This window comes from Streptomyces sp. NPDC005774 (genome assembly GCF_042871645.1).
Lineage (GTDB): Bacteria > Actinomycetota > Actinomycetes > Streptomycetales > Streptomycetaceae > Streptomyces > Streptomyces pratens.
Genome location: NZ_JBIAIV010000043.1, coordinates 47,797 through 72,545, shown reverse-complemented (window position 1 = coordinate 72,545; position 24,749 = coordinate 47,797). Strand labels below are relative to the sequence as shown.

At 68.2% G+C, this 24,749-nt stretch carries 26 protein-coding genes and 6 pseudogenes; 16 read left to right on the top strand and 16 right to left on the bottom strand.

Going from position 1 to position 24,749, the window contains the following annotated elements:
- The coding region (locus ACFYQA_RS30010) for a cold-shock protein (RefSeq protein WP_388924354.1) at positions 1-189 on the top strand (189 nt) is incomplete at its 5' end.
- A 406-nt stretch (positions 190-595) separates the two neighbouring features.
- On the opposite strand, the gene ACFYQA_RS30005 is transcribed toward ACFYQA_RS30010, so the two are convergent.
- Positions 596-1,156 (bottom strand): hypothetical protein, encoded by a 561-nt coding sequence (locus ACFYQA_RS30005; RefSeq protein WP_388924351.1) that lies wholly within the window; start codon positions 1,154-1,156, stop codon positions 596-598.
- A 220-nt stretch (positions 1,157-1,376) separates the two neighbouring features.
- Here ACFYQA_RS30005 and ACFYQA_RS30000 point away from each other — a divergent pair, with 220 nt between their 5' ends.
- The 5 genes from ACFYQA_RS30000 (at position 1,377) to ACFYQA_RS29980 (ending at position 5,868) form a co-directional block, all read left to right on the top strand.
- Positions 1,377-2,207 (top strand): hemolysin III family protein, encoded by an 831-nt coding sequence (locus ACFYQA_RS30000; protein WP_388924348.1) that lies wholly within the window; start codon positions 1,377-1,379, stop codon positions 2,205-2,207.
- Positions 2,208-3,009: 802 nt separating this feature from the next.
- Complete coding sequence (locus ACFYQA_RS29995) at positions 3,010-3,213, top strand: cold-shock protein (RefSeq protein ID WP_055626716.1); 204 nt, start codon at positions 3,010-3,012, stop codon at positions 3,211-3,213.
- Between the two features lie 325 nt (positions 3,214-3,538).
- Positions 3,539-5,050, top strand: coding sequence for a DEAD/DEAH box helicase (locus ACFYQA_RS29990; protein ID WP_388223019.1), 1,512 nt, complete (start codon positions 3,539-3,541; stop codon positions 5,048-5,050).
- A gap of 46 nt (positions 5,051-5,096) precedes the next feature.
- The gene (locus ACFYQA_RS29985; protein ID WP_388223017.1) at positions 5,097-5,501 is read left to right on the top strand and encodes a CBS domain-containing protein; all 405 of its coding nucleotides are present in this window, start codon (positions 5,097-5,099) and stop codon (positions 5,499-5,501) included.
- A 55-nt stretch (positions 5,502-5,556) separates the two neighbouring features.
- Positions 5,557-5,868, top strand: a complete 312-nt coding sequence (locus tag ACFYQA_RS29980) for an SCO5918 family protein (RefSeq protein ID WP_388223015.1) — start codon at positions 5,557-5,559, stop codon at positions 5,866-5,868.
- Between the two features lie 106 nt (positions 5,869-5,974).
- On the opposite strand, the pseudogene ACFYQA_RS29975 reads toward ACFYQA_RS29980, so the two are convergent.
- The 11 genes and pseudogenes from ACFYQA_RS29975 to ACFYQA_RS29925 all read right to left on the bottom strand — a co-directional run.
- Positions 5,975-6,321, bottom strand: a pseudogene (locus tag ACFYQA_RS29975) (hypothetical protein).
- Positions 6,322-6,720: 399 nt separating this feature from the next.
- Positions 6,721-7,149, bottom strand: a complete 429-nt coding sequence (locus tag ACFYQA_RS29970; RefSeq protein ID WP_388924343.1) for a type II toxin-antitoxin system VapC family toxin — start codon at positions 7,147-7,149, stop codon at positions 6,721-6,723.
- Positions 7,146-7,415, bottom strand: a complete 270-nt coding sequence (locus ACFYQA_RS29965; RefSeq protein WP_388924340.1) for a hypothetical protein — start codon at positions 7,413-7,415, stop codon at positions 7,146-7,148. The genes ACFYQA_RS29970 and ACFYQA_RS29965 overlap by 4 nt, the downstream gene beginning before the upstream one ends.
- Before the next feature lie 427 nt (positions 7,416-7,842).
- On the bottom strand, positions 7,843-8,310 hold the full coding sequence (locus ACFYQA_RS29960; protein ID WP_388223013.1) for a type II toxin-antitoxin system VapC family toxin: 468 nt from the start codon (positions 8,308-8,310) through the stop codon (positions 7,843-7,845).
- Positions 8,300-8,569, bottom strand: coding sequence for a type II toxin-antitoxin system Phd/YefM family antitoxin (locus ACFYQA_RS29955; protein ID WP_388223012.1), 270 nt, complete (start codon positions 8,567-8,569; stop codon positions 8,300-8,302). The genes ACFYQA_RS29960 and ACFYQA_RS29955 overlap by 11 nt, the downstream gene beginning before the upstream one ends.
- A 1,391-nt stretch (positions 8,570-9,960) precedes the next feature.
- Positions 9,961-10,035, bottom strand: coding sequence for a 50S ribosomal protein bL37 (locus ACFYQA_RS29950; protein ID WP_381207549.1), 75 nt, complete (start codon positions 10,033-10,035; stop codon positions 9,961-9,963).
- Between the two features lie 195 nt (positions 10,036-10,230).
- A pseudogene (locus ACFYQA_RS29945) lies at positions 10,231-10,463 on the bottom strand (alpha/beta fold hydrolase); the annotation flags it as partial.
- 36 nt (positions 10,464-10,499) lie between these two features.
- Positions 10,500-11,057, bottom strand: coding sequence for a hypothetical protein (locus ACFYQA_RS29940; protein WP_388924336.1), 558 nt, complete (start codon positions 11,055-11,057; stop codon positions 10,500-10,502).
- A gap of 282 nt (positions 11,058-11,339) precedes the next feature.
- A complete protein-coding gene (locus ACFYQA_RS29935; RefSeq protein WP_388924333.1) occupies positions 11,340-11,660 on the bottom strand; it encodes a type II toxin-antitoxin system VapC family toxin in 321 nt (106 codons plus the stop codon).
- A complete protein-coding gene (locus tag ACFYQA_RS29930; protein ID WP_388924330.1) occupies positions 11,657-11,935 on the bottom strand; it encodes a hypothetical protein in 279 nt (92 codons plus the stop codon). The genes ACFYQA_RS29935 and ACFYQA_RS29930 overlap by 4 nt, the downstream gene beginning before the upstream one ends.
- 375 nt (positions 11,936-12,310) lie before the next feature.
- Positions 12,311-12,589, bottom strand: a pseudogene (locus ACFYQA_RS29925) (tyrosine-type recombinase/integrase); the annotation flags it as partial.
- 286 nt (positions 12,590-12,875) lie between these two features.
- On the opposite strand from ACFYQA_RS29925, the gene ACFYQA_RS29920 reads away from it, so the two are divergent.
- The 3 genes from ACFYQA_RS29920 (at position 12,876) to ACFYQA_RS29910 (ending at position 14,864) form a co-directional block, all read left to right on the top strand.
- Positions 12,876-13,196 carry a GYD domain-containing protein gene (locus ACFYQA_RS29920; protein WP_388924328.1) on the top strand — a complete coding sequence of 107 codons (321 nt, stop codon included), beginning with the start codon at positions 12,876-12,878 and terminating at the stop codon, positions 13,194-13,196.
- A 64-nt stretch (positions 13,197-13,260) separates the two neighbouring features.
- Positions 13,261-13,944, top strand: coding sequence for a hypothetical protein (locus ACFYQA_RS29915; RefSeq protein WP_388924326.1), 684 nt, complete (start codon positions 13,261-13,263; stop codon positions 13,942-13,944).
- 410 nt (positions 13,945-14,354) lie between these two features.
- Positions 14,355-14,864, top strand: a complete 510-nt coding sequence (locus ACFYQA_RS29910) for a GNAT family N-acetyltransferase (RefSeq protein WP_388924366.1) — start codon at positions 14,355-14,357, stop codon at positions 14,862-14,864.
- 871 nt (positions 14,865-15,735) lie between these two features.
- On the opposite strand, the gene ACFYQA_RS29905 is transcribed toward ACFYQA_RS29910, so the two are convergent.
- Positions 15,736-16,563: an alpha/beta fold hydrolase gene (locus tag ACFYQA_RS29905; RefSeq protein ID WP_388924323.1), complete on the bottom strand. Its 828-nt coding sequence runs from the start codon at positions 16,561-16,563 to the stop codon at positions 15,736-15,738.
- A gap of 472 nt (positions 16,564-17,035) precedes the next feature.
- On the opposite strand from ACFYQA_RS29905, the gene ACFYQA_RS29900 reads away from it, so the two are divergent.
- The 5 genes from ACFYQA_RS29900 to ACFYQA_RS29880 all read left to right on the top strand — a co-directional run bounded on the left by ACFYQA_RS29900 (position 17,036) and on the right by ACFYQA_RS29880 (position 21,940).
- The gene (locus tag ACFYQA_RS29900) at positions 17,036-17,302 is read left to right on the top strand and encodes a hypothetical protein (protein WP_388924320.1); all 267 of its coding nucleotides are present in this window, start codon (positions 17,036-17,038) and stop codon (positions 17,300-17,302) included.
- On the top strand, positions 17,299-17,745 hold the full coding sequence (locus tag ACFYQA_RS29895; protein WP_388924317.1) for a hypothetical protein: 447 nt from the start codon (positions 17,299-17,301) through the stop codon (positions 17,743-17,745). Before ACFYQA_RS29900 ends, ACFYQA_RS29895 begins: the two co-directional genes overlap by 4 nt.
- A 678-nt stretch (positions 17,746-18,423) precedes the next feature.
- Complete coding sequence (locus ACFYQA_RS29890; protein ID WP_388924314.1) at positions 18,424-19,566, top strand: site-2 protease family protein; 1,143 nt, start codon at positions 18,424-18,426, stop codon at positions 19,564-19,566.
- 525 nt (positions 19,567-20,091) lie between these two features.
- The gene (locus ACFYQA_RS29885) at positions 20,092-20,202 is read left to right on the top strand and encodes a universal stress protein (protein WP_388924363.1); all 111 of its coding nucleotides are present in this window, start codon (positions 20,092-20,094) and stop codon (positions 20,200-20,202) included.
- A 409-nt stretch (positions 20,203-20,611) separates the two neighbouring features.
- Positions 20,612-21,940, top strand: a complete 1,329-nt coding sequence (locus ACFYQA_RS29880) for a phosphoribosyltransferase family protein (protein ID WP_388924312.1) — start codon at positions 20,612-20,614, stop codon at positions 21,938-21,940.
- A 325-nt stretch (positions 21,941-22,265) separates the two neighbouring features.
- On the opposite strand, the pseudogene ACFYQA_RS29875 reads toward ACFYQA_RS29880, so the two are convergent.
- The 3 pseudogenes from ACFYQA_RS29875 to ACFYQA_RS29865 form a co-directional block, all read right to left on the bottom strand.
- Positions 22,266-22,552, bottom strand: a pseudogene (locus ACFYQA_RS29875) (universal stress protein); the annotation flags it as partial.
- A 281-nt stretch (positions 22,553-22,833) separates the two neighbouring features.
- Positions 22,834-22,941, bottom strand: a pseudogene (locus ACFYQA_RS29870) (flavoprotein); the annotation flags it as partial.
- A pseudogene (locus ACFYQA_RS29865) lies at positions 22,933-23,076 on the bottom strand (transcriptional regulator); the annotation flags it as partial. The pseudogenes ACFYQA_RS29865 and ACFYQA_RS29870, both read right to left, overlap by 9 nt.
- A gap of 120 nt (positions 23,077-23,196) precedes the next feature.
- Here ACFYQA_RS29865 and ACFYQA_RS29860 point away from each other — a divergent pair.
- The gene (locus ACFYQA_RS29860) at positions 23,197-23,811 is read left to right on the top strand and encodes a DUF1326 domain-containing protein (RefSeq protein ID WP_388924308.1); all 615 of its coding nucleotides are present in this window, start codon (positions 23,197-23,199) and stop codon (positions 23,809-23,811) included.
- Entirely contained in the window at positions 23,808-24,566 is a 759-nt protein-coding gene (locus ACFYQA_RS29855; RefSeq protein WP_388924305.1) for a DUF2182 domain-containing protein, read from the top strand. The genes ACFYQA_RS29860 and ACFYQA_RS29855 overlap by 4 nt, the downstream gene beginning before the upstream one ends.
- Positions 24,567-24,749 lie beyond the last annotated feature (183 nt).

The following is a 24,749-nucleotide window of genomic DNA, read 5'->3' as shown; positions in this document are numbered from 1 at the left end:
ACGAAGTGGTTCAACGCGGAGAAGGGCTTCGGCTTCATCGCCCAGGACGGGGGCGGCCCGGACGTGTTCGCCCACTACTCCGCGATCAACTCCTCAGGCTTCCGTGAGCTCCAGGAGGGCCAGATGGTGACGTTCGACGTCATCCAGGGCCAGAAGGGCCCGCAGGCCGAGAACATCAACCTGGCCTGACCTGGCAGCCCTGCCCGAGGGATCGCGCACACCGCGTCCGGTAGCTGCCGTCGCCCGTGCGGGCGGTGCTGTCAGCCGGACAGTGGGATCCCCCTCTCGCGGGCGGCGAAAGAGCCTGTCATGCACAGGATCGGGGTGCATCTGGGGATGGCGCGACCTCGGCCGAGAGTTCTGAACTCGGTCGCTTCAAGCGTTGTCCCGGGCTCGTTCGCCTCACCGTACGCATAGCCGTTGAGCCGGGGCTCACGACACTACGGTCCTGGTCGCCGGTGACCAGGGTGTTACTCGGAAGCGACAGGAGCACCGGGCCCGATGAGTATGGATACGAGGCCGGGGCTGCGCGCCGCGTGGCGGCTGGGGTGCCGCATGCCCTGTGCGGCTGTCGTGCAGTTGGAGGAGCAGACGTTCAGACGCTCGTCCAGGCTTCGAGGAAGGCTTTCCGTCCAGCGGGATCGTCCGACCTGCGGTCGGCGTGCAGGACGCGCCAGGCGGTGAGTTCGAGATCTCGGAGCCATAGTTCTCCGATGGCCTGTGTCTTGAGGTCGGGCAAATGGTCGGACTCAGCGAGGGCTTGGCCGATCACCTCCCCGGCTGCGACGCGTTGGGGCGGGGTCATCTCATCGACAGCCGAGAGGATCTGTCGGGCCAGGGCGGTCCCTTCGCCTGCCAGGGATTGCAGCACGTGAGCCTTGACGTTGGCAGGTAGCAGGTAGGCGGTGCCCGAGGACCTCCACAGGTTGGACCAGAAGCGTTCGCCTGCCTCGGTGGGGGCGGGGAGCGCGGCCAGCAGTCCGAGGAGATGGCCGATGGCCGCGTAGCCATCGGAGTGGGCAGCTGCGACAACTGCGATGCCTGCGACGCCCTCCACATCGAGATGGCCGGCTTCGAGGTCTGGAGCCAGGTCCAATTGGTGTTCCAACTGGTCTGTGAGGGGGGCGGACACGTGGGGGCGGACCTGAGGAAGCATCGGCAATCCTTGCGGGTAGGCGAGCGGAGATGCCCGTTCGGAGGCCCTGATCGTTCCCACAACCGGCCGTTCTACTCGGCTTCGGGCGGCCCAATTGGCGGCGAGACCAAGGGGCCGGAGTCCATACGGCGGCGAGAGAGCCCACGCCCGGCTGACGTGCGCTCGGTTTTCGGATCAACCTCTCGAAAGGCTGTCCTGTGAGGTCTCCTAACATGAGCGCATGATTGCCAGTGACGCCCAGGAGCCCGGGGGAGGACGGGAAGCCATGTCCCGTGACGCCGCTGAGGTCGAATGTGTCCACGTCGCCTCAGAGTGTGGAGAACACCGCGAAGTCGGGCTGCCCCGCGGACCACAAGGTGACGGTGCAGGAGAAAGCGCCCGCTCGGTTGCCGCTCTGGTGGAGCAGGCGGCCGACCTGGCCGAATCGATCAAACCGAGGTTGCGTGGCTGGCTCCATGCCGGAATGGTCCCCGCCGCACTGATCGCAGGCATCGTACTCATCTGCCTGGCTCGCACCCCACAGGCAGCCTGGGCCTGCGCCGTGTACTCGGTCACCGCCTGGCTGCTGTTCGCAACAAGCGCCATTTACCACCGCGGTACCTGGGGACCGCTCGGCGAGGCTCTTCTACGACGTCTCGACCACACCAACATCTTCCTGATCATCGCCGGCACCTGTACCCCCTTGGCCGTGCTCCTCCTCCCGCCGGAACAGCGGTCCGTGCTGCTGTGGATCGTGTGGGCGGGCGCGTTGGCCGGCATCGCGTTCCGGGTCCTGTGGGTCGGAGCCCCGCGCTGGCTGTACACCCCGTGCTACCTGGCCCTGGGGTGGGCGCCGGTGCGCTACCTGCCCGACTTCCTGCACACCGGCGGAGCGGCCGTGCTCACCCTGATCGTGGCCGGCGGTCTCCTCTACAGCGCGGGAGCGGTCGTCTACGCCCTCCAGCGACCCGATCCCTCGCCCCGCTGGTTCGGCTTCCATGAGGTGTTCCACGCGCTGACCGTCGCGGCCTTCACCGCGCACTACATCGCCATTTCCCTGGTCACCTACTGACCGCGACAACGTCCTGGCTCGCGCCGCTCATCACACACGTTGCACGCTGACGGGTGCGTACACGACGCCGCCAATCGTCGGAGTGGGCGGGGCATGCGCCGGACGACGTTCTCGTGGACCTGCCGGTCGGCAGTCGCAATTCCGATGAGGCCGAGTCAGCCGGCGGGCCCGTCCGCAATCGTTTCGGAGGGACAAGAGCTCCAGGAAGGTCACGGCGAGGTTCGACGCCACTCAGGTCCAGAAGGGCCCCAGGACGAGAACATCAGCCCTGTCCGACCTTCCCGCCCATGCTCGGCGCTTACAGCTGCCCCGTGCAGTTTCTGCTGTCCGCCTACGCACCCCAACAGCAGGCCGGCCTTTAGGTGACAGTGGCCGGATCTTGGACGGTCCTGATCTGCGTCGAGACCAGCGTATGGGTCGATGGGGCGGGTGCCGGGCAGGATGCTGCCACCGGAATAGTTGTGCCCTTGGAGCCGGGAACAACGTCCGCTCTTCCTGAAACGTTGCCCTTCAGAGGGGGCAATATCTATGGCCGTGAGGTGAGGGTTTGACGCGCCACGCGAGGAGTGATTTGCCGCATCCAACAGAGTGGAGTTATTTAACGAACACGGGCCGCTACTTCATGCTACTGTCGATCTCAGTTGCAGTTGTGGTTCCCAAAACTTCAAGCGCCTTCGCCGAAATTTTCCGGCGACTGGAAGCTTTTTTGTATTGCCGGTCTTTTTCCGGACAGGGCATCATCGCGGCGACCCGGTATCCGCGCATCGCGGGTCTCGGTGTACTGCCCTAAAGGAGACATGACGTGGCGTCAGGCACAGTGAAGTGGTTCAACGCAGCCAAGGGTTTCGGCTTCATCGAGCAGGACGGTGGGGGCGCTGACGTGTTCGCCCACTTCTCGAACATCGCCGCCCAGGGCTTCCGCGAGCTGCTCGAAGGCCAGAAGGTCACCTTCGACATCGCGGCGGACCAGAAAGGCCCGACGGCCGAGAACATCGCTCTCGCCTGACGCTGACGCGCACTTCGTAGCTGGGGCCCGCATCCCTCGGGGTGCGGGCCCCAGCTACGGGTATTTCCCGCAGTGGTGTCACCTGTGGGACAACACCGCCCGCAGCCCTTCCCCAGAGACGCGCGCCTCTTCGGAGCTGCAACCGGTCGGCGTCCGGGATTTCACGTCCACATGACGTCACCCATTTCGCCGCCTGCACCCCGTACCGGATTCACTGCAATCCGGATTCTTTTTCACATTCCATTCGGCCCGTTCTTGTGATTCCCCGCGCTGCTCTTCCGCTGCGGGAATTCCTTGGTACGTGCCGTATCAAGGAAGGTTCTCAATGAACCCCACACGTACGAACGACCGCTCCTCCCGCCGCAGCCGGACCGACGGCCCCGCTTTCGGCTCCAGCGCCGGTTCGAGGCGGGGCAGCCGTTTCGGGTCGCCCGCCCCGAGTCGTTCAGGGGGTCCGGGCCGTTCGGGCGGCCACGGCCGGCGGCCCGCAACGGTCCAGGGTGAGTTCGCCCTGCCGAAGACGATCACTCCCGCGCTGCCCGCGGTCGAGGCGTTCGCCGACCTAGGCATGCCCAAGCAGTTGCTGGCAGCGCTGACCGCGCAAGGCGTGAGCGTCCCGTTCCCGATCCAGGGCGCGACCCTGCCCAACACCCTAGCGGGCCGCGACGCCCTGGGACGCGGGCGCACCGGCTCCGGCAAGACCCTCGCCTTCGGCCTGGCCCTGCTGGCCCGCACCGCCGGACAGCGCGCCGAGCCCGGCCGGCCGCTGGCCCTGATCCTCGTGCCGACGCGTGAGCTGGCCCAGCAGGTGACCGACGCACTCACCCCCTACGCCCGCTCGGTGAAGCTGCGTCTTGCCACGGTCGTCGGCGGAATGTCGATCGGCAGGCAGGCCAACGCGCTGCGCGGTGGAGCCGAGGTCGTCGTCGCGACGCCGGGCCGGCTCAAGGACCTCATCGACCGCGGTGACTGCCGGCTGAACCAGGTCGCGATCACCGTCCTGGACGAGGCGGACCAGATGGCCGACATGGGCTTCATGCCCCAGGTCACCGCGCTCTTGGACCAGGTCCGCCCCGAGGGCCAGCGGATGCTGTTCTCCGCCACCCTCGACCGCAACGTCGACCGCCTGGTCCGCCGCTACCTCACCGACCCGGTCGTCCACTCCGTCGACCCGTCCGCAGGTGCGGTCACCACGATGGAGCATCACGTGCTGCACGTCCACGGCGCCGACAAGCACCGGACGACGACCGAGATCGCGGCGCGCGAGGGCCGGGTGATCATGTTTCTGGACACCAAGCACGCCGTCGACCGGCTGACGCAGGACCTGCTGAACAGCGGGGTGCGGGCCGCCGCCCTGCACGGCGGCAAGTCGCAACCGCAGCGCACCCGAACCCTGACCCAGTTCAAGGCCGGGCACGTCACCGTGCTCGTGGCCACGAACGTCGCCGCCCGCGGCATCCACGTCGACAACCTCGACCTCGTCGTCAACGTCGACCCGCCGACCGACCACAAGGACTACCTGCACCGCGGCGGCCGCACCGCCCGCGCAGGCGAGTCCGGCAGCGTCGTCACCCTGGTCACCCCCAACCAGCGCCGCGACATGACCCGCCTTATGACCGCCGCCGGCATCGTGCCCCAGACCACCCAGGTCCGCTCCGGCGAAGAGGCACTCAGCCAGATCACCGGCGCCCAGACCCCCTCCGGCATCCCCGTGACGATCACCACGCCGGTCGCCGAGCGGCGTCAGCGCAGTACGTCCTCACGCGGACGACGCAGCCCCGCTTCGGCTGCCCGGCGCATGACCGGGCGGCAGTCCTCCTTCGACGCGGCGGCCTGAAGACTTCGTGATCAGGAAACTGACCCACCTCTGCAGGAGGCACCTTTTGACGACGGTTCAGATGCAGCCCCGTTCGACGAGTGCCACCCCCGTACACAGGACGGTGGCCGACGCCATGGACACCGCCGGACCGCAGGTCTGTGACGACATGACCGTCGAGGTGGCCCTGTCCGTCATGGCAAGCGCCCGCACCGGGCACCTGCTCGTCTGCGACAACGACGGCGTGTGCACCGGACTTCTCACCCAGGCCCAACTCACCGCAGTCCGCGACAGCTCCGCGTACACGGACCGGGTCCAGCTGCGGGACATCCTCGGCGACCGAGGGCCCTTCGTCTCTCTCGTGACCACCATGGCCGAAGCCGAGCACACGATGCGCTACCGCCGACTCGATGCCCTGCCTGTGGTCGACGGACACGGCAGCGCCTTGGGCGTCCTCGCCCTTGCCCGCTGAACCGCCTCAGCCGCGGCAGAACCATGCCCCCCTCGTCTTCTCCCTGTGAGGCCTCATGCGCTGTGTCATCGCCCGCTTCCCCTTCGACCTCACCAAGAGCGGCGTCCTGGAATCGATGAAGGGTGTCAAGCCTGAGGAAGCCTTCGGGGCATCCGTGATCATCGGCCGCCGCACCTACCCCGTCAAGCAGGTCGGGCAGGTCGTCACACGCCAGGACCGCCGCGATTTCAGCGCCGGCGAAGTCCTGCGGGCCATGACCCAGCTCGGCTTCACCTGCCGCGACCTTCCCGAGGCCGCCGCGCCCACGCGCGTTCTCAACCCGTTCCAACAGGCTTCCGCGATGCTCGGCGCCCCCGCGGCCGTCTGACCGACAGGCGGGTGCGAGCCGCCGTCAAAGCAGCGGTGAGGGTCCGACCGGAATGCGCCGGTCGGACCCTCACCGCGTGCCGGGGGATTCTCGGCGCGACAGTGGGTCAGTGGTCGGAGTAGCTGAAGTCGCCCATGGTCCAGGCATTGACGTCCTCGATTGCCACCCGGTACGTCCCACCCGTCTCCGGGATCCCCACCGCGCCCTGGAGAATCCGCGCCACATGGAAATGCAGATGCGTGGGCGGACCTCCTCGCGCATCGCAACGGTGAACACGGCGGAGAAAGCGCTCAGGCGGGCCGAGTCCGCCAGAACCTCCGACACCCGCTGCCTCCAGACGGCTTCGGGAGCCAGCCGACCCGCGATAACCGCACCACCGACGACCACGGTCAGAGACATCTGGAGCCTGCGCTTCCCCCTGGCCGCGCCGCGCGCGCCCACGACCTGTGGCAAGAGGTCTCCCCCTGCAGTCGGCCCGGAACGGATTCAGCACACATGAGGCCGGGAAACCCCGCGAACACACGAGAACGACGAAGGGGTGCTTTCCCAGGCCAGACGCACTCAAGGCAACGTTTACCCAGGTCAGGGCCTTGGCTGGGGAAAACTCCTAAAGCGGGTGTCGCAGGTTCGAATCCTGCCGGGGGCACAGAGAAACGCCTGGTCAGAGGCCCTCCCGTCCGATGGGCGGGAGGGCCTCTGCGTTTACAGCACACCACCCAGCCGCCTCGTCGACCCGTGAGTCATAGCGATCCGCTATGGGGCGGCGGAATCCCGGAGCGGTTGAAGACAAGAAGAGAGTTCGCGCCAACCCCGGGGCGGCGCCAGCAGGGTGGCTCGTGCCCTGAGTACCGCCTACAGCTTCTCTTCCCATGGATTGACCACCAGGGCCCCGGTTCGGGCCATGTGTTTGATGTTGCGGGTGGCGACCGTCCACCCGTTGGCCAGGGCGGTGGCGGCGATCAGTGCGTCCGGTGGGTCGATGCTGGTGCCTGCGGCTTTGAGCGTCTTGTGGATAGTCAGGTAGGCAGCCGCTTCCGATGCGCCGATCGGCGCGATGCGGTCGCGGTATTCGTGCCGTACCGCAGCGAGAGCTCGGGCATAGCGTGCCTGGCGTACGGGATCCGGGGCGGCGGCCACGCCGGCCTCGATCTCGGCCACAGTGATCACACTCAGGAAGCGGTTGGGCCGGGCTGTGGACCTGAACCAGGCCAGGACGCGCGGGTCGGGCGTGGCCCGGGTCGTGAGTTCGGCGACAACGTTGGTGTCGAACAGGTAGATCACTCGGTGTCCGTCTGCTCGTCGTAGGAACGCGCGCCGAACTCCAGGCCCTCGAACGGCCGGGAGAGCAGGAACTGCTCAAAGCCGTCGTTGCTCAATGTCACCCAACGGTGAAGCATCTTGGGCAGTGCCTCGATCTCCGTGTCGGCGAGCTCCGCGTCGAAATGCCGACGCTGTTCCTCCGGCAGGGACTCCCGGATGTCACGGATGGTCCGCAGCGGGTGCGACGAGGACGGTGGGTGAGGCACACCGCCAGGAGCTGTGGTCATCGGCATCCCCTCCGCTTGATCAGAACCGTGTGCTGCTGGTGGTCCCAGGCTACGGGTTCCCACCCACCCGCTCACAGCTCTGTCACCGGAGCGGACATCCGTCCGGATTCAGGATCTCGCCCCGGCCCGGTGGCCGACCGGAACGGATTCGGCACACATGAGGCCGGGAAACCCTGCGAACACGCGAGAACCACTGAAGCGTGTTTTCCCAGGCCAGACGCACTCAAGGCAACGTTTGCCCAGGTCAGGGCCTTGGCTGGGGAAAACCCCTAAAGCGGGTGTCGCAGGTTCGAATCCTGCCGGGGGCACAGAGAAAAGGGCCGGTTCAGGGGGCTTGATCCCCGGAACCAGTCCGCTGCATGACCGCGTCCGCTCCACGCTCGCCCCACGAAGTCCGATGCGCTCCCACCGCCCCGGTGCCCTGGTGTCAGTCTTCGTGGGGCACCTTCGGGCGGGTGACCGGTGCGACGGTGAGGAGGTCGTCCAGTCCTTTGAAGTCGTCGGGGTTGGTGGTGAAGAGGGGGAGGTCCTCGGACACGGCGATGGCGGCGATCATCAGGTCGGCCACCCGGCGGCGTGGCTTGCGGCCGGCGCTGATCACCGCGGCGCAGATGCGGCCGTAGATGCGGGCCGCGTCGGCGTCGAAGGGGATGGGGTCGAACTCGTGCTCGGCGCGTTGCAGGACGTCGAGTCTGCGGGCGCGTTCGGCGTGTTCGTCGTAGCCGCTCTGTTCGTCGTTGCGGCGGACCTCGTGCGGGCCGGCGGACAACTCGGCCAGGGTGATGGCGGTGATCGCCATTTCGTCCGGCAGTTCCTCGGGGGTCACCCACCGGCGCAGAATCATGATGTTGGTGTCGAGGAGTCCCTGCTGGTACGGCGAGCGGTCAGCGGGCATAGGGATCGTCCGGGTAGGTGTCGGCCGTGGCGTCCTGGTCGGCGCGGAACGTGTCGAGGTCGATGTCGGGGGCGGTCCTGGACATCGCGGCGAACTCCTGCCGGGAGACGAAGCGACGGCGTCGCCGCAGCGGAACGAGCTGGCCGACCGGGTGTCCGTCACGGGTGACGGTGAACGACTGGCCGCCCTGTATGGCGTCCATGATCTCTCGGGACCGGTTGCGCAGATCCCGCTGGGTGATTTCGGGCTGAACGCTCATACCGACCACGGTAGCACCCGGTGCTACCAGGTAGCACTTTAGGACCGAAGGCTCGCGCCGACAAGCCTTCACCCCTGAACGCGGTGAGCGACCAGGGCAGGCTGGAGGTCGTCACGGGCAGCCCCCTCCGGAACGGATTCAGCACACATGAGGCCGGGAAACCCCGCGAACACACGAGAACCACCAAGAGGTGTTTTCCCAGGCCAGACATCCCAAGACCGACGTTTCCGCAGGTCACAGCCCCGCCCGGGGAAAACCCCTGAAGCGGGTGTCGCAGGTTCGAATCCTGCCGGGGGCACCACGCGTTACCGTTCTGACCTGGGGTTTCGCCCTCCCCCAGGAAGGCGCTTCAATCGGCCTCGGACTCCTCGTCCGGGGCCGTTTGCGTGAGCGGGCAGGGAGCTGATCTCCCGAACATCTCCCAAAGGATCAGCATCATCCGGCACGGACTCCGGGCCGGGTTTCTCCGTGCTGTGGGGCTCGGGCTCCGCTTTAGGAGCGGTGCTCCAGCTCGAAGCCGCTCCACCGGCTGCGCGATAGGCTCACCGTCCGTACAGGCAGGCCTCCAGAGCAGCAAGGGGGAGGAGCCGTGCAGCTCAGCGTGCACTGGTGGGACCTATGGGTGCCTGTTTCGATGATCGTCCTGAGCGTCATCCTCAGCCGGGCAACTCGTCGGCGGCACAAGCGGCAGACAGCAGTGAGGAGGGGCTCACGGACTCACTGGGAATGGCTGCCGTTCATGTTCGGGCTGACCGTAGCGATCGGAGAGCTCTCGCTCCTTCTTGGCGTACCCGATTCTTGGACCACGATCTCTGACGTGATTACCCGCGCGCTCGCCCTCACGACCGTGTTCATGGCCATCCGGGCAGTGTTCATCCTCTTCGTTCGCGGCACCCGACACTTGTTCCGACGCCGAGGAGCAGACACCAGTAGCTGACAGCAACCGCAGCAGGTGCCGGAAGATCGGGCCACTCGGGCCCGTCAAGTGACATCAGCGGCTGATACCAACAGCGGCGGACGAACGCGTATAGAGGCGGCCTCCAGCGACCACCCCAAACACCGCTCGCCTGCCAACTTCCAGCGCCGGCGATCCGCGATCCGCGATGATCGACCTGACAAAGATGAGGCTCGAACCTGTCCCAAGCGGGACACCGCCCTCAACCAATGGGCGGCGCAAGTTGGTTGCTCATACGCCAGGCGCTGTCCCAGGGCGCAAGTGTCGCCTGTGAAGTCGCGGCCGACCCGTGAACCCGCAAGTTTCTCAGCATGATCGTGATTCGCATGACCTGCTGGAACGTGGACCCCGCATGGGGCTTCCGGAGCGGTGCGTGCAGATTGATCCCGCCGGGGCGCTTCCAGCGTGACTGCCCTCGGCGGCGCGCTCGGTCGGCTCAGGTGTTGGGACGCTTGCCGTGGTTGGCCTTCTTCTTCTTACGACCGCGTCGTTTGTTGGCTCGCTTGGCCATGGCGCACATCTCCCTGATCGGGACTCTTCCTGCCTTCGCCAGTCTAGATTCGGCCCGGGGTGTCCGCATCAGTGGTGCTGCGGCCCTTGGGCTTGATCCGCTTTGGCAGGCATCCGAGATCAGATGTCGAGTCCCCGGAAGGATGCCCACCATGGAGAGCACGGGGAAGAAGAAACCGCGTCCTCGCCGCTCGTTCACGCCGGAGTAGCTGTGTCCGACGAGGAGACATCGCGCGGCTCGAGTCGTTCCACCTCGTGGACGATGTCCTGGACATGGGTCTGCTGCCCGGCCGGTAGGGCGCGCTTCTCCGCGAGGCCGGACAGCGTCACGGGATGGACCTCGTGCCCGGCCGCGCGCAGTTCGGCCGCCTCCTTGTCCCACGCCCACGCCCCGAGCCAGGCACCGGCGACCAGTACGAGACGGGGCATGCCCCGCGCGGTAACACGCTCCACTGACAACGCCGTTCACTCGCCGTCGGCGGTGGGCTCGTCCTCCTCCCGTTCGCCGTCCGGTCCCTGGGCCCGCACCCGCTGGACGTGCTCCAGGGACTCACGCAGTTCGGTGAGCCAGTCGTCGGTGTGCCGCTGGACCAGGCGCACGCACCAGGCCAGCGCCTCGCTGCGGCTGCGGGCCACCCCGCCGGCGATCAGCGTGTCGAGGACCAGGCGCTCCGGCTGGCGCAGTCGGGTCATGACGGGCGCGGCGACATGGGTGAACAGGGCGCGCCGCCCGTCGCACTCCACCCCCCAGGAGACCTTCCGGCCGAAGCGGTGCTCCGCGTCCCGGGCGACCGCGATCCGGGCGTCCCGGGTGCGTTCCCGGAACTCCTGGATCCGGCCCTCGATCGCCGCTTCCCGCTCGGCCGGAGAGGCGTCCTCGACCGGCCGGGGCCCGGGAATGCGTCCGATCACCGTGATCTCCTCGCGGTCGACCGTGACCTCGGCCAGTTCCTCGAAGAGATCGTCGGGGAGCCGGCCGATGAACCAACCTCTCAGTTGCTCTTGCTGCTGTGCCGTAATCATGTAATGACGATTACTCGGCATCTTCATGAACGCAAGGGGTCGCAGAATGGTCTGCCGACAGCAGAATCGGAACGCCTCAGGTCTATTACCGACCTTGAATGCGTGATGTCGTCAGAGAGCTTGCGCCGGCCCCGGGGGACGCCGGCAGGGTGGCTCGTGCTCTGCAGTACCGCTTACAGCTTCTCCTCCCATGGATTGACGACCAGAGCCCCGGTTCGGGCCATGTGCTTTTGATGTTGCGGGTGGCAACCGTCCACCCGTTGGCCAGGGCGGTGGCGGCGATCAGTGCGTCGGTGGGGCGATGCCGGTGCCTGCGGCCTTGAGCGCCTTGTGGATGATCAGGTAGGCAGCCGCTTCCGGTTCGCCGATCGGCGCGATGCGGTCGCGGTATTCGTGCCGTACCGCAGCAAGAGCTCGGGCATAGCGTGCCTGGCGTACGGGATCCGGGGCGGCGGCCACGCCGGCCTCGATCTCGGCCACAGTGATCACACTCAGGAAGTGGTTGGGCCTGGCCGTGGACCGGAACCAGGGCAGGACGCGCGGCTCGGGCGTGGCCCGGGTCGTGAGTTCGGCGACCACGTTGGTGTCGAACAGGTGGATCACTCGGCGTCCGTCTGCTCGTCGTAGGAGCGCGCGCCGAACTCCAGACCCTCGAACGGCCGGGAGAGCAGGAACTCCTCGAAGCCGTCGTTGCTCAATGTCACCCAACGGTGAAGCATCTCGGGCAGTGCCCCGACCTCCGTGTCGGCAAGCTCCGCGTCGAAATGCCGACATTGAGCCTCCGGCAGGGACTCCCCGATGTCACGGATGCTCCGCAGCGGATGCAACGACGAGGGCAGCGGGTGAGGCACACCGCCAGGAGCTGTGGTCACCGGCATCCCCTCCACTTGATCAGAACCGTGTGCTGCCGGTGGTCCCCGGGCTACGGGTTCCCGCCCACCTGCTCACAGCTTCGTCACCGGAGCCGGCATCCGTCCGGATCCAGGACCTCACCCTCAGCCCGTGGGCCGACCAGAACAGATTCGGCACACATGAGGTTGGCAAACCCCGCGAACACGTGAGAACCACGGAGGGGCACTTCCCCTGGCCAGACACCTTGAAGCCCGTATCTCTGCAGGTCACAGCACCGCCCGGGGAAAACTCCTCAAGTGGGTGTCGCAGGTTCGAATCCTGCCGGGGGCACCAGCGCAAAGGCCCTGGACCGATCATGGTCCGGGGCCTTTGACATCCACTTCTGACATCAACGCGGGCGGTCACTGACGACCGGGACGCCTCTTCCTGAGCAGCCGGTCCATGTGGCTCATGGCCTCCCGCTGCGTGTCCTGCACGACGTGCGTGTACACGTCCATGGTGATGCTGATCTGCGAGTGGCCCAGGATCTCCATCACCACGCGGAGAGCAACTCCGGCCGCCGTGAGGAGGGTCGCAGTGCCGTACGGGACGTCATGCAGCCGGATCACGCGAAGGCCGGCGGACTGGGCAACGCGGGTGAAGGGGCGGTAGACGTTCTGCGGCTCGATTTCTCCACCGGTAGGTGGCTTTGGGTGGGACCGGTCTGCTGATGAATGACGGCCCGGAGCTTCTCGCGTCACTTCCGCGCGGCCTTGGCGTTGCGGCCGTGCGACGCGTCATGGCGCGCTCAGCGAGCTGAGCAGCAAAAGCTCGGCACTCTCGCAGTTCCTCGAGAGCGGTCAGTTGAATGAAGCGCGGGTTCCAACGAGTGAATCCAGTCGTCCGCGAGTAGCGGCCGATGTGACAGCGGGAAGTCCATTGCACACCCGATGCACACCCGACAAGCGATGGGCAGGAAGCATCCCTATGCCGAAGTTCCTCATTCAGGCCACCTACACGCCCGCGGGCACCAAGGGGCTACTCAAGGAAGGTGCGAGCGGCCGTCGCGCCGCTGTCGACCAGGTCGTCACTGGCCTCAACGGGCAGGTCGAGGCCATGTACTTCGCCTTCGGGGAGGACGACATCGTACTCATCGTCGACTTCCCCGACCCGGTCTCCATGGCCGCCGTCAGCCTCACCGTCAAGGCCAGCGGAGCCCTCCACACCCGGGCCACCCCTCTCCTCACCCTCGACGAGATCGACGAGGCCGCACGTCGGCAGGTCGCCTTTCGCGCCCCCGGCACGTGAACCCCTCAGAGTCCAGGGGAGAGACCTCGAAGGATCCGTCGGAGCCGACGGCTACAGTCCGGGCATGCTGCTGTCACATCCCGTCGAGGATGCCGGGGGCCCGTACGACGCCGGGTACCTCCCCCGGTTGCAGATGACGTTCCACCCCGTCGAGGAGCCCATCACCGAGCCCGTCGCGAAACTGGGTGGTGATCCCGTATGGCTGGACGAACCCTGCTGGCCAGTGCGCCCCGAGACCGGGGAGCCGCTGGACTTCATCGGGCAGTTCCCCATCCCCGCGGAAGCCGGTGGGCTGCGGCGCATGGCGTACCTCTTCCTGTCGTACGACGACTACGAGACCGGCGGGAGCGACCCGGAAGACGGTGAAGCCGTCCTGCTCATCCAGCCCGGAGGGCGTCTCCCCGCGTTCGCCGCCATCGGGCCGACCGGCACGAAGGGGCGGTCGCTCTGGCGGTTCGGCCCCGACGACGAACAGGTACCTGTCCAGTTCCGGGTCGACATGGCACCCGTACCGGAGAAGGTCGAGCGCGGCCTGAAGGAACACGGCACCGTCGACGTACGCGACTGCCTCGGGGGCAAGCCCGCCTATCCGGACCGGGCCGGAGTCGAGGCACCGTGGCGCTTCTTCTTCCGGCTCGGCGGCATGGAGGACGACGGACCATACTTCCTGAACTTCGCATACGGCGCCGGCTTCGCCTACCTCAGTCCCGACCGGTTGGAGGGCCGCTTCAGCTGGGAGGCAGCCTGAAGACATGCATCACCGTCTCAGTTCCCGTCCCGTTCAACCCCGTTCACAGCCGTTCGGACGAGATCCGGAGCCGTCAGCACGCGGACAGCCGGCCGCCATGAACGCAGGTGAACCGCCCTGCACAAAACCCAAGGCGCCACCAACACGGTTGGAAGACGTATCGGGGTGCGCCGAGGCGGGCGCAAGGTAGCGCTGATGTCAGATGTCAGACCCTGATGAGAGGGTGTCGGTTCGCGGACTGCGCACACGTGAGTGAACCCGGCTGCGCGGTCCTGGCCGTTGTCGAGGCAGGTGAGATTCCCCGGCGCCGTCTGGACAGCTACCGCGGGCTACTGCGGGAGAACGCCTACGCCGCCCACCTCCTCCGTCCTCACGACCACATCCCCGGCACAAGCGAGAACAAAACCACCATGACCACCTGGACCACCCGCCCCGAGACCACCGACGACATCCCCGCGATCCGCGACATCAACCTCGCCGCCTTCCCCACCGCGGTCGAGGCCGACATCGTCGACGCACTGCGCGCCGACCCGAAGGCGTGGATCGACGGACTGTCCGTAATCACCACTGCCTCCGACGGAATCCCGGTCGGATACGCCCTGCTCACCCGCTGCCACGTCGACGGCCACCCCGCCCTCGCCCTGGCCCCGTGCGCGGTACTGCCCTCCGCCCAGCGCACCGGCGCCGGCTCCGCCGCCGTCCGCGCCGCCCTGGACGCCGCCCGGGCCATGGGAGAGAACCTCGTCGTCGTCCTGGGCCACGCCGACTACTACCCGCGGTTCGGCTTCACCCCCGCCTCCCGCTTCGGTATCCGCGCCCCCTTCGAGGTACCCGACGAGGCCATGATGGCCATGGCTCTCGACGACACCCGCCCCGTCCCGACCGGCTCCATCCAGTACCCCGCCGCGTTCGGCGCCTGACACCACTTGTGGTGCCCGCGACTCATCCGCCCGGGCACCACAGCCGCGCGTCTGCCGGATGGCCGGGGAGGAAGCGACAACTGTCGAGCGGCGAGCGTGGCTCCGTCGGCCAGAAGGGGCGGTTACCTCCTCGGCGCACTCGTCATCACATGGGTCTGGCCCATCAGCGTGGGGCAGCACATATCCAGCACATATGAGGCCGGGAAGCCCGGTGAACAGGTGAGAACCACACAGGGGAGTTTTCCCAGGCCAGACGCCACACCTTTGATGTTTACGCAGGTCACGGCCCCGCCCGGGGAAAACTCCTCAAGCGGGTGTCGCAGGTTCGAATCCTGCCGGGGGCACAGAAGAAAGGAACAAATCAGGACGGAGTGCAGCGACCACCGCGACCGTAGTCGACTGTCAGAAGCCGTCGATGGCTGGTTGACCAGACCACCAGTCCTGAATGACTGCTCAGCCGAGAGTTCGGGACGAAGAGGTCGTGAGTTCGCATCCCGCCACCCCGACGCCGGGCAGGGGGACAATCGCATGATCGCGACTTCCCCCTGTCGGGCTCGGGAGCCAAAAGGGCCGAACGAAGTTGATCAGGCCCGCGTCACCCTCTTCCCGGTCTTCGGCGCCCTTCCCCCGCTCTTCGGTGTGGAAGCTGAGGAGCGTGGTGGGCAGGGAGCGGGGCGGGTACCGGCGGACGAACCGGCCCCGTGACTGGACCGTCACCACATTTGACGCGGCCTCACGCCGTGGTGCGCGGCGAAGTCCCACGGCCGGCACACACGAGCTGATCCACCGGCTGCGCCTGACGGTCGAGGCTTGCGGACGGGCACCGCAGACCAGAACGCGAGAAGACCAGTGAGCGACGAGGCGTGGCCGGTCAGCCGCGTGCGAATTCGAGGAGGTCGGCGTCGAACCGTCCCGCGAACTCGGGAACCATCGACAAGCCGTGCGGAGCACCCGGGTAGACCTTAAAGGTCACGTCCTTGACGAGCTGCGACGATTTATTCGCGGATGCCACGATGGGAACGATCTGGTCGTCGTCACCGTGAATGATCAGCGTGGGGATGTCGAACTTCTTGAGGTCCTCAGTGAGGTCGGTCTCGGAGAACGCCTTGATGCAGTCGTGGGCGCCCACGATGCCCACCGTCATGCTCCAGAGCCAGAACTCGTCGCGGGTTCCCTGCGAGACGGTCGATCCTTCGCGGTTGGCGCCGTAGAAGGGAGCACTGAGGTCCTTGTAGAACTGGGAACGGTCCGTCAGCACGCCTTTTCGGAGCTCGTCGAAGACGTCGATCGGCAGCCCCTGCGGGTTCGCTTCCGTCTTGAGCATCAACGGGGGGATCGCGCCGAGCAGAACCGCCTTGGTGACACGACTGGAGCCGTGTCGGCCGATGTAGCGTGTGACCTCTCCCCCACCGGTCGAGTGACCGACCAGGATGACGTCACGAAGGTCGAGGGCCTCGATGACCGAGGCCAGATCTTCAGCGTACGTGTCGAGGTCGTTCCCCTTCCAGGACTGGCCCGAGCGTCCACCCCCGCGCCGGTCGTGGGCCACAACCCGGAAGCCGTTGTCCGCCATCAGCTTCAGCTGCGGATCCCACGCGTCCGCGATCAGTGGCCAGCCGTGGGAAAAGACCACCGGTGGGCCCGACCCCCAGTCCTTGAAGTAGATCTGTGTGCCGTCCTTGGCAGTGGCAAAGGCCATGATTGCCCCTCTAGCACTTGTCCGGAAATCCGCACTTCATGGGAATTCAGTGCCCGAGCCGCACTTGGAATGTCACGCCACGACCAACAGCGGACGCACGTGGGGGGGGCGACGGAGAGGCCTGCAGCGGAAGGCGGCCGATGAGCACGTCGTGCGTCCCACCCTACTCGGGAAGCTCCACCCCCGCTCACGGGTCAGCTTCCTACGGCCCTGAGCCACCGTCCGGGTCTTGCGGATCTCGAACATCGCACCCCTTGAGCTGGGGTGTTGCAACGATCGCTAGAACTCAAGGTTCGAACGGAGGGCCTGTTTCATGATCGGTGCCGCATGGATGCCATGGTCTCGGAGCCTTTGGCGTCCATGCCTGACACCAACGGGGGCGAACGACGGCACCTCACACGCCCCTGCACTGTGGAGCCGGCTTCTCCGAGGCGAGCAGGGCGCGCCGCACAGACTATGCCATACTTGAAGTATGGCAACCCGGAAGATCACCATCACCGTGCCGGAAGAGCTGGTGGAATCAATCAAGGAGCGCGTCGACGCACGCGGGGTGTCCGGCTACATCGCGGCCGCCGCCGCCCATCAGGACGCGATGGACCGACTGTGCGAGTTGGCCGACCGTCTCGAGGAAGAGCACGGCGCCGTGACGGACGACGAGCAGCAGGCAGCGCTGGACCGCATCGCCGCCATCGACGGCTGGCACGACGAACAGCGGTCGGCTTCGGGCGAGGTCGCGTGAGCCGCACCGTCCGAGCGAAGCTGCCCCGGCCACGGCAGCGCGTCTTCGTGTTCGACTCCGAGGCTCTCTCCAAGGCAGTTCAGGGCGATCGGGAGATGGCTGCGCTGATCAAGACGGCCCCGCGGCTCGACATCCCGATCGTCACCTCGGCCCTCACCACCCTGGAGGCATGGGACCCGCGCGAAGCGTCGAGGCAGGCACTGTGGAACTGGACGCTGTCCCGGATCCGCGTCGTGCACACGGACGATCAGGTGACCGCCATGGCACGCGACATGCTGAAGAACGCCGGCCTGCACGGGCACAAGCACGCCATCGACGCCGTCCTGGCGGCTGTGGCCGGGCGAGAAGCCGCACAGGGAGCCCAGGCAACCCTCTTCACCTCCGACACCGACGACATGAATCAACTCCTCGCGGGACACTCCGTGCGAGTCGAGAAGATCTGACGAGACGCCCGCACCCCACTCCGGCCACTCGTCGGCTCCCCGAGCAACCCATGTCTTCGTCGGGCGGCATCCACCGCACGTATTCAGCACACACGGGAATGGGAAGCACCGTGAACACGTGAGAACCACGGAGGAGCCTTTCCCCTGGTCAGACACCCTGCGGCCGATGAGATCCGCGTACTCCTGAAGGAGCGCCTCGACCTCCTCGTTGGGCCGGACCACGTCTCACAGTCTAGGAACCGACCTGTCCGGCATGCCAGTTGAGGGCATGCCCGGCGGCACTGCGACCGGACGGAGGCGGCCGCACCCTGAAGTGCCCTCCATGTCTCCAGGCCCCTCCGGCGCGCGAAGCCGTCGGCTCGAGGGTGTACTGGAGGTCAGGAGGATGCGCTCAACGAGAGGTCCGAGGCGCGCGCTGTCAACGACGACGTGGCGCGCGCACAGTGCATCGATCCCGATGAGCCGGCGGGGTCCGGGCCCGTGACCCGGAACTCCTTCCCACAGGTGGTGGTGTTTCCTTCGCGCCGATCCGTTGCACTGCCAGGGGGATCGGGATCTGTGCGCTCGCGTCGGCCGACGGTACCGCGGGCGACGGTGAAACGGGCGGCGGTGAAACGAAGCGGTGGCCGGAGTGGGACGGCTGTCTTTCGGGTGACGGCTCGAGCAGGGGAGAGCGCTGTGAGGGCGACGTTCGTTCTGGGACGGATCGCAGGAGTCCGGGTCGGCGTGCACTGGAGCGTGCTGCTCATCTTCGGCATCATCGTGTTCGGCCTGTCGCAGGGCCGCCTCCCGGAGACGCATCCGGGGCGGGCCTGGGCGCTGTACTGGGCGGCCGGCCTCTGTACCGCCCTGGTCTTCTTCGCCTCCCTGCTCGCACATGAGCTGGCGCACGCCGTCGTGGCCCGGCGCAACGGGGTCGAGGTGGACGACATTGTGCTGTGGCTCTTGGGCGGAGCGGCCCGGCTCAGGACCGAGGCGTCCAGTCCCGGCGCGGAGCTGAGGATCGCCGGCGTCGGCCCCCTCGTCAGCCTCCTGCTGGGCGGGCTCTTCGCACTCGGTGCCTGGCTGCTCGACCTGGCGTCCGGGCCCGGGATCGTGGTGGGGATGGTGGCGTGGCTGGCGGGCATCAACGTACTGCTCGCCGTCTTCAACGCGCTGCCCGCCGCCCCGCTCGACGGCGGCAGGCTGCTGCGCGCGTTCCTGTGGTGGCGCACGGGGGACCGGCTGCGGGCGACAGCCGGCGCGACCGCGGCAGGGAGGGTCCTCGGGTGGCTGCTGGTGGTCCTCGGGCTGATCGCGTTCATGCGGACCGGTGCGTTCGGTGGTCTGTGGCTGGCGCTGATCGGCTGGTTCCTCATCGCGGCCGCCACCGCCGAGGGGCGGCAGGCCCAGCTGCGCGGGGTGCTCGCCGGTGTCCCGGTGCGGGACGCCATGACGCCCGGCCCTCTCACGGTTCCCGCGGACACCACGGTCGCGGGCTTCCTCACCGGCGCGCGCTACCGCTACCGGCACTCGGCGTTCCCGGTGATCGACGACGGGGTCCCGGTCGGGCTGGTGACTCTCGACAGCGCCAGAAAGGTGCCGCAGGCCGAGGACCGCGCCGTGACGGTGAGGGAGGTGATGATGCCGCTGTCGCAGACCACCGTGGTCGGGCCGGACAGCCCGCTGGCGGATCTGCTGCCGCGCATGGCGCCGGGCGCCGGGCACCGGGTCCTGGTCGTGGATGACGGCAGGCTCGTCGGAATCGTCTCGCTCTCGGACGTCAGCCGAACGATGACCTGGCTGATGCGTACTGCCCCTGGGCGGCACGATGGTCTGTGACCGCGGGCCGGCACCTGGGCGGGCCGTGTCGCAGTACGCCGTATCGCTCATGCGGCGCACTGCGACGATTCGCGACTGCTCGTTGGTCGGGGCGTGGCAAGTCGGAAGCCACCGGTCCCGAACGAGGCCGGCAGGACAACCGCGTCCGCGGGCTACGCGGATCTACGAGACGGGCTGCGTCGTGCACTGGCGCGCAGCGAGGAGGCGTTCGCGCGGCGTCCGGGCTTCGCGGCTGCGGCCGGCCGGGGTGACGGGCTTCTCCACCCGCCGACGAGGGCGGAGGCTCACGGCGGGGACCTCGCCGCGGTCGTCACTTCGGCGCGTGTGCGAGGGCCGAAGACTGGCGCTCGTCAGCGGCGACCGTCGTCCCCGGCCCGACCCACCTGACCCAACCCGAATCGAAACGGCTCCGGCACCGCGGCTGGTGGCTGCCGTGACGCGCGCACTCCGCTGCGGACGTCACAAACCTCGGGTGCCTGACCACGTGCGCGGATGCCCGAACGCAGCGCACCGCGTTGAGCCGGGCTGGGCGGATTCTCCGGACTGGTGCTCGGCTCGGTCAGCCAGGGCCTCATGCACCATGCACCTTGCCCGGTCGTCATCGTGCCGCAGCCTGCCGGAGACGGTGCCGCCTGACCATCCTGCTACGGCAGTACCCGTCGGTGCGGCGGATACGTCAGCCCGCCCGGACACCGTGATCCGGGCTTGTCCGTCCCTTCCCGCGGCGCGCGCGGGCCGGCCGCACCGTCGATTCACGTGCTGCGGAGCGCCTGTCCGGCCTCGGGTGGCCTCCGGCGGCGGCTGGTCGGACGCGGCGTGCCGCCACAGCTTCGACGAAGCGGCCGGCCTCGTTGTCGGGGAGGCTTCGCGCGAGGTCGGCTTCGCTTCCCCGGGCCAGTGCATCAGCCGTCCTCCTCGGGTCGCCGTCGGCGGCCAGGCCGGAGCGGATCGCGTGGCAATGCGCATCTGTTCGCCGCGGGGGTGAGGATGGAGGTATGGGGCGGGTGTCGCCCGCCGTGTTCCTCCGGGACGAGGAGGTCGGATCGTGTTCTTCAGGGATCGTCGTGATGCCGGCCGGCAGTTGGCCGCCCGGCTGGAGCATCTGAAGGGGACCGAGGTGGTGGTGCTGGGGCTGCCCCGCGGAGGGGTGCCCGTCGCCGCGGAGATCGCGGAGGCGCTCGGCGCGCCGCTCGATGTCTGCCTGGTGCGCAAGCTGGGCGTGCCGTTCCAGCCGGAGCTGGGGATGGGAGCGATCGGCGAGGGCGGCGTGCGTGTGATCAACGATGACGTGGTGCGCACCGCGCGTATCACCCCGGATGAGCTGGCCCAGGTCGAGGCTCATGAGCGGGAAGTGCTGGAGAGCCGCGCCCGGCGCTACCGAGCAGGACGGGAGCTGGTCGGCACGGAGGGCCGCACGGTGTTGGTGGTCGACGACGGGGTGGCCACGGGGTCCACGGCGCGTGCGGCCTGCCAGATCGCCCGTGCCAGGGGAGCGGCACGGATCGTGCTCGCCGTCCCCGTGGCACCGCACGACTGGACCGCGCGGCTGGGCGAGGACGCCGACGAACTGGTATGCCTGCACACCCCGCGGGACTTCTATGCGATCGGGCCGTTCTACGCCGACTTCTCCCAGACCGACGACGATGAGGTCGTCGCCTGTCTGGAAGAAGCCGCGGCCCGTCCGCTGAGCACCCGCCGGACTGAGCCGCCTCACGCGGTGCCGGAGGACCCGGAGGTGGATGTGCAGGCCGGTGCGATGGTGCTGCGCGGGCAGCTGACGTTGCCCGAGAGCGCGGCCGGGGTGGTGCTGTTCGCGCACGGCAGCGGCAGCAGCCGGCACAGCCCGCGCAACCGGTTCGTCGCGCTCGGGCTGAACCGGGCCGGGCTCGGCACTCTCCTGTTCGACCTGCTCACCGAGGAGGAAGAGACAGACAGGGCCAACGTGTTCGACACAGGTCTGCTGGCCCGGCGGCTGGCGGACGCCACCGGCTGGTTGCGCGGTCGGCCGGAGACCCAGGGGCTGGCTGTCGGCTACTTCGGTGCGAGCACCGGCGCGGCCGCCGCGTTGTGGGCGGCCGCCGAGCCCGGCGCGCGGATCGCCGCAGTCGTCTCCAGGGGCGGCAGGCCCGACCTCGCCGGGCCACGGCTGTCGGCCGTGACAGCGCCCACGCTGCTGATCGTCGGGGGCCACGACGAGTTGGTGCTCGACCTCAACCGCGATGCACAGGCCCGGCTGCGCTGCGAGAGCCGGCTCGCGGTCGTCCCCGGCGCGACCCACCTCTTCGAGGAACCCGGTGCCCTGGAGAAGGTCACCGATCTGGCCTGTGACTGGTTCACCGACCACATGGCCCCGGTCCCGCATGCGGCAGGCTGAATCCTGAACGCGTGCTCCGGCCACGGGCGGGTGCTCGAGCGCAGCGGCACGATCTCTCTGATGACAGGCGAGCACCTGGTCACCGACCTCGGATGGGCAGCCCTCGCGCCTGCCGGAGTGCTCGTGTCAGTGCCCGCGCCCGCGAGGGCGATTCCGGTACGGATTCGACTACCGACAGCGCACACCACGCCACCATGACGGCGCGCGGTGCCTCGGTGCGTCGACCGGTGACGTCTGGTTTGCCTTCCCTCGCAGCGGCACCGGGGCCTGGCTGCCGTTTCGCGTTGGGCGGCGGTACCCCCGGCCACCGTCTCCGACAGCAGCCGGCGGTACCCCCGGCCACCGTCTCCGACAGCAGCCGACGGCATTCCTGGATGGCCGCGTCCTCGTCCAGGACTCCGAGCAGCGGGGCGTGCCATACGCACAGGGCCCGCACGACCGCGGCACGCAGGACGGCCTCCTCGAACGCGAAGTCGACGGCGGCGGCGGAGTGAGGGCTACCGTCGACCCCGACCACGAAGTACGGCGGCTGCTGGGTGATGTGCTCCGGCTCCGGTAGGACCACCACGGGGCAGGCGCGTGGGCGATGAGCGGCAGGGCGACGGCGGCGGACCCCGACCGTTCCGGGAAGCGTTCTCGTGCGCGCAGCGGCAACGAGGGCCGCGGAAATCCCGGGCAACGCCCTGGAGAAGCGCGACCAACCGGGCCGCGCATCGAGGCCCACAGCTCAGAGCGAGGTGTGAGGGGCCTCGCGTTTTTCGAACAGGGAATTCGACCGTCTCATTCACGCCGCGAGTCGCAGACCCTCGAATTCGGCATGCACTTCGCGTGGGCTACGGAAGCGCGTGGACGCGGCGTGCGACGGGTGTCATGATCACGCGGCGTCCGGCGTGCAGGGAGGGGAGGCTCTGCTGATAGGCGGGGTGAGTGGCCTGGACGGAGTTCAGGTAGGGCAGTACCACGGTCGGGGTGCCCATGCCGTACGCCTCGCACAGGATGCTCGGGGAGCGCCGGTCGTAGGAGCCGGTGAGCTGGTCGGCGGTGTGCCGGACAGGGGTGACGGCTTCGGTGGTGTGCTTTTCGTGAACCAGGACGTGGGCCTGGACACGGACGCTGGAGGCGAGGACCACCGGGTCGAGCGGATCTGCGCGACGGGGATCGTCGGGAATAGCCTGAAGAAGAGCGGCACCGGGAGGGGCGGACCCTCCCGGTGCATTCCCCTCGCCGGAGGGGACGCGAAACAGGGAGGAAGAGTCATGCCCTGGAACCTGAACGGCACGTACCTGGAGAGCTGCAACTGCGACGTGGTGTGTCCCTGCACCACCTCGGGTTTCGCCGCACCGGCCGACCACGAACGTTGCCAGGTGACCTTCGCGTTCCACGTGGACAGCGGGAACGTGGACAGCGTGGACGTCTCCGACCGCAGCGTCGCCGTCTTCATCGACGGGCCCCGGGTGATGGCCGAGGGCGGCTGGCAGGTGGCGTTGTACGTCGACGCTTCGGCCGACGACGGTCAGGCGGAGGCGCTGGGGAAGGTCTTCTCCGGTCAGGCAGGCGGGCCGATGGCGGCGCTCACTCCGCTCATCGGCGAGGTCCTCGGTGTGGAACGCGTCCCCATCGATTACCGCAACGACGGCCGCCGCCACGCCGCGCGGGTGGGCGACGCCATCGACATCGAGATCGAGGACCAGGTCGCCCCGCAGTTCGGCGAGGACGGTCCGGTGATGGGCCTGACCGGCATATTCCACCCGGTGAACAGCACGCTGACGATCGCCCGGTCCACCCGGGCGACGGGCGACGGCGTGTACGGCCGGTCCTGGGACTTCACCGGCGGCAACGGGCACTCGGCACCCTTCACGTGGTCCGCGTGACCGGTGGGCCGGTCACCGGCCGCCGCAGGGCGGGCCCCGCCGGGCTGCTGCTGGTCGCGGCGGCCGCCGCCTGGGTCTGGGTGGTGACGCGCTGGGGCGGCATGCAGGCGATGCCCGGCACCATGGGCCTGGGCCTGTCCGCTTTCCTGGCCGTGTGGACGCTGATGATGGCCGCGATGATGCTGCCCGCCACGGCGCCCGTCGCCGCGCTGTACGCACGCACCATGACCGTGCATCGGGCGCCGCGCATGGTCGTTTTCACGGTCGCCTACTTGCTCGTCTGGGCCGCGGCCGGGCTGCCGGCGTACGCGCTGGCCGTCGGCCTGAGCCGGGCCGCGAGCCTCCCCGCTGCGACGGGGACCGCAGTGGCCGCGGCCGTGTTCGCGGTCAATGGCGTCTACCAGCTCACGCCCCTCAAAGACCGCTGCCTGGCGAGATGCCGCTCGCCGATCGGGCTGATGCTGCGCTACGCCTCGTACCCGGGGCTCTCGCGCGATCTGCGTGCCGGAGCCCACCACGGGGCCTTCTGCCTGGGCTGCTGCTGGTCGCTCATGGTGCTGCTGGCGGCGTTCGGTCTGATGAACCTGTGGGCCATGGTGGTCCTGGCCGCCGTGATCACCGCCGAGAAGCTCGCTCCGGCCGGCCGCCTGGTGGCCCGTACCGTGGGTATCGCCTCGATCGCCCTGGCCGTCGCCGTCTTCTGGGTCCCGACGCTGGCTCCGGGCCTCACCGGTGGCGGTATGGCCGGGATGTGAGGACGGGCCGCCTCTCGGCTCCATCCCGCAGTAGACGTGGTGGTCCTGCTTTGCAGGTGGAGGCGGACCACCACGTCACACGTCGCCGTCTCTCAGTCGGACACGTACGCAGAACGGATTCGGCACACATGCGGCCGGGAAGCCGCGCGAACACGTGAGAACCACGGAGGGTTGATTTCCCGG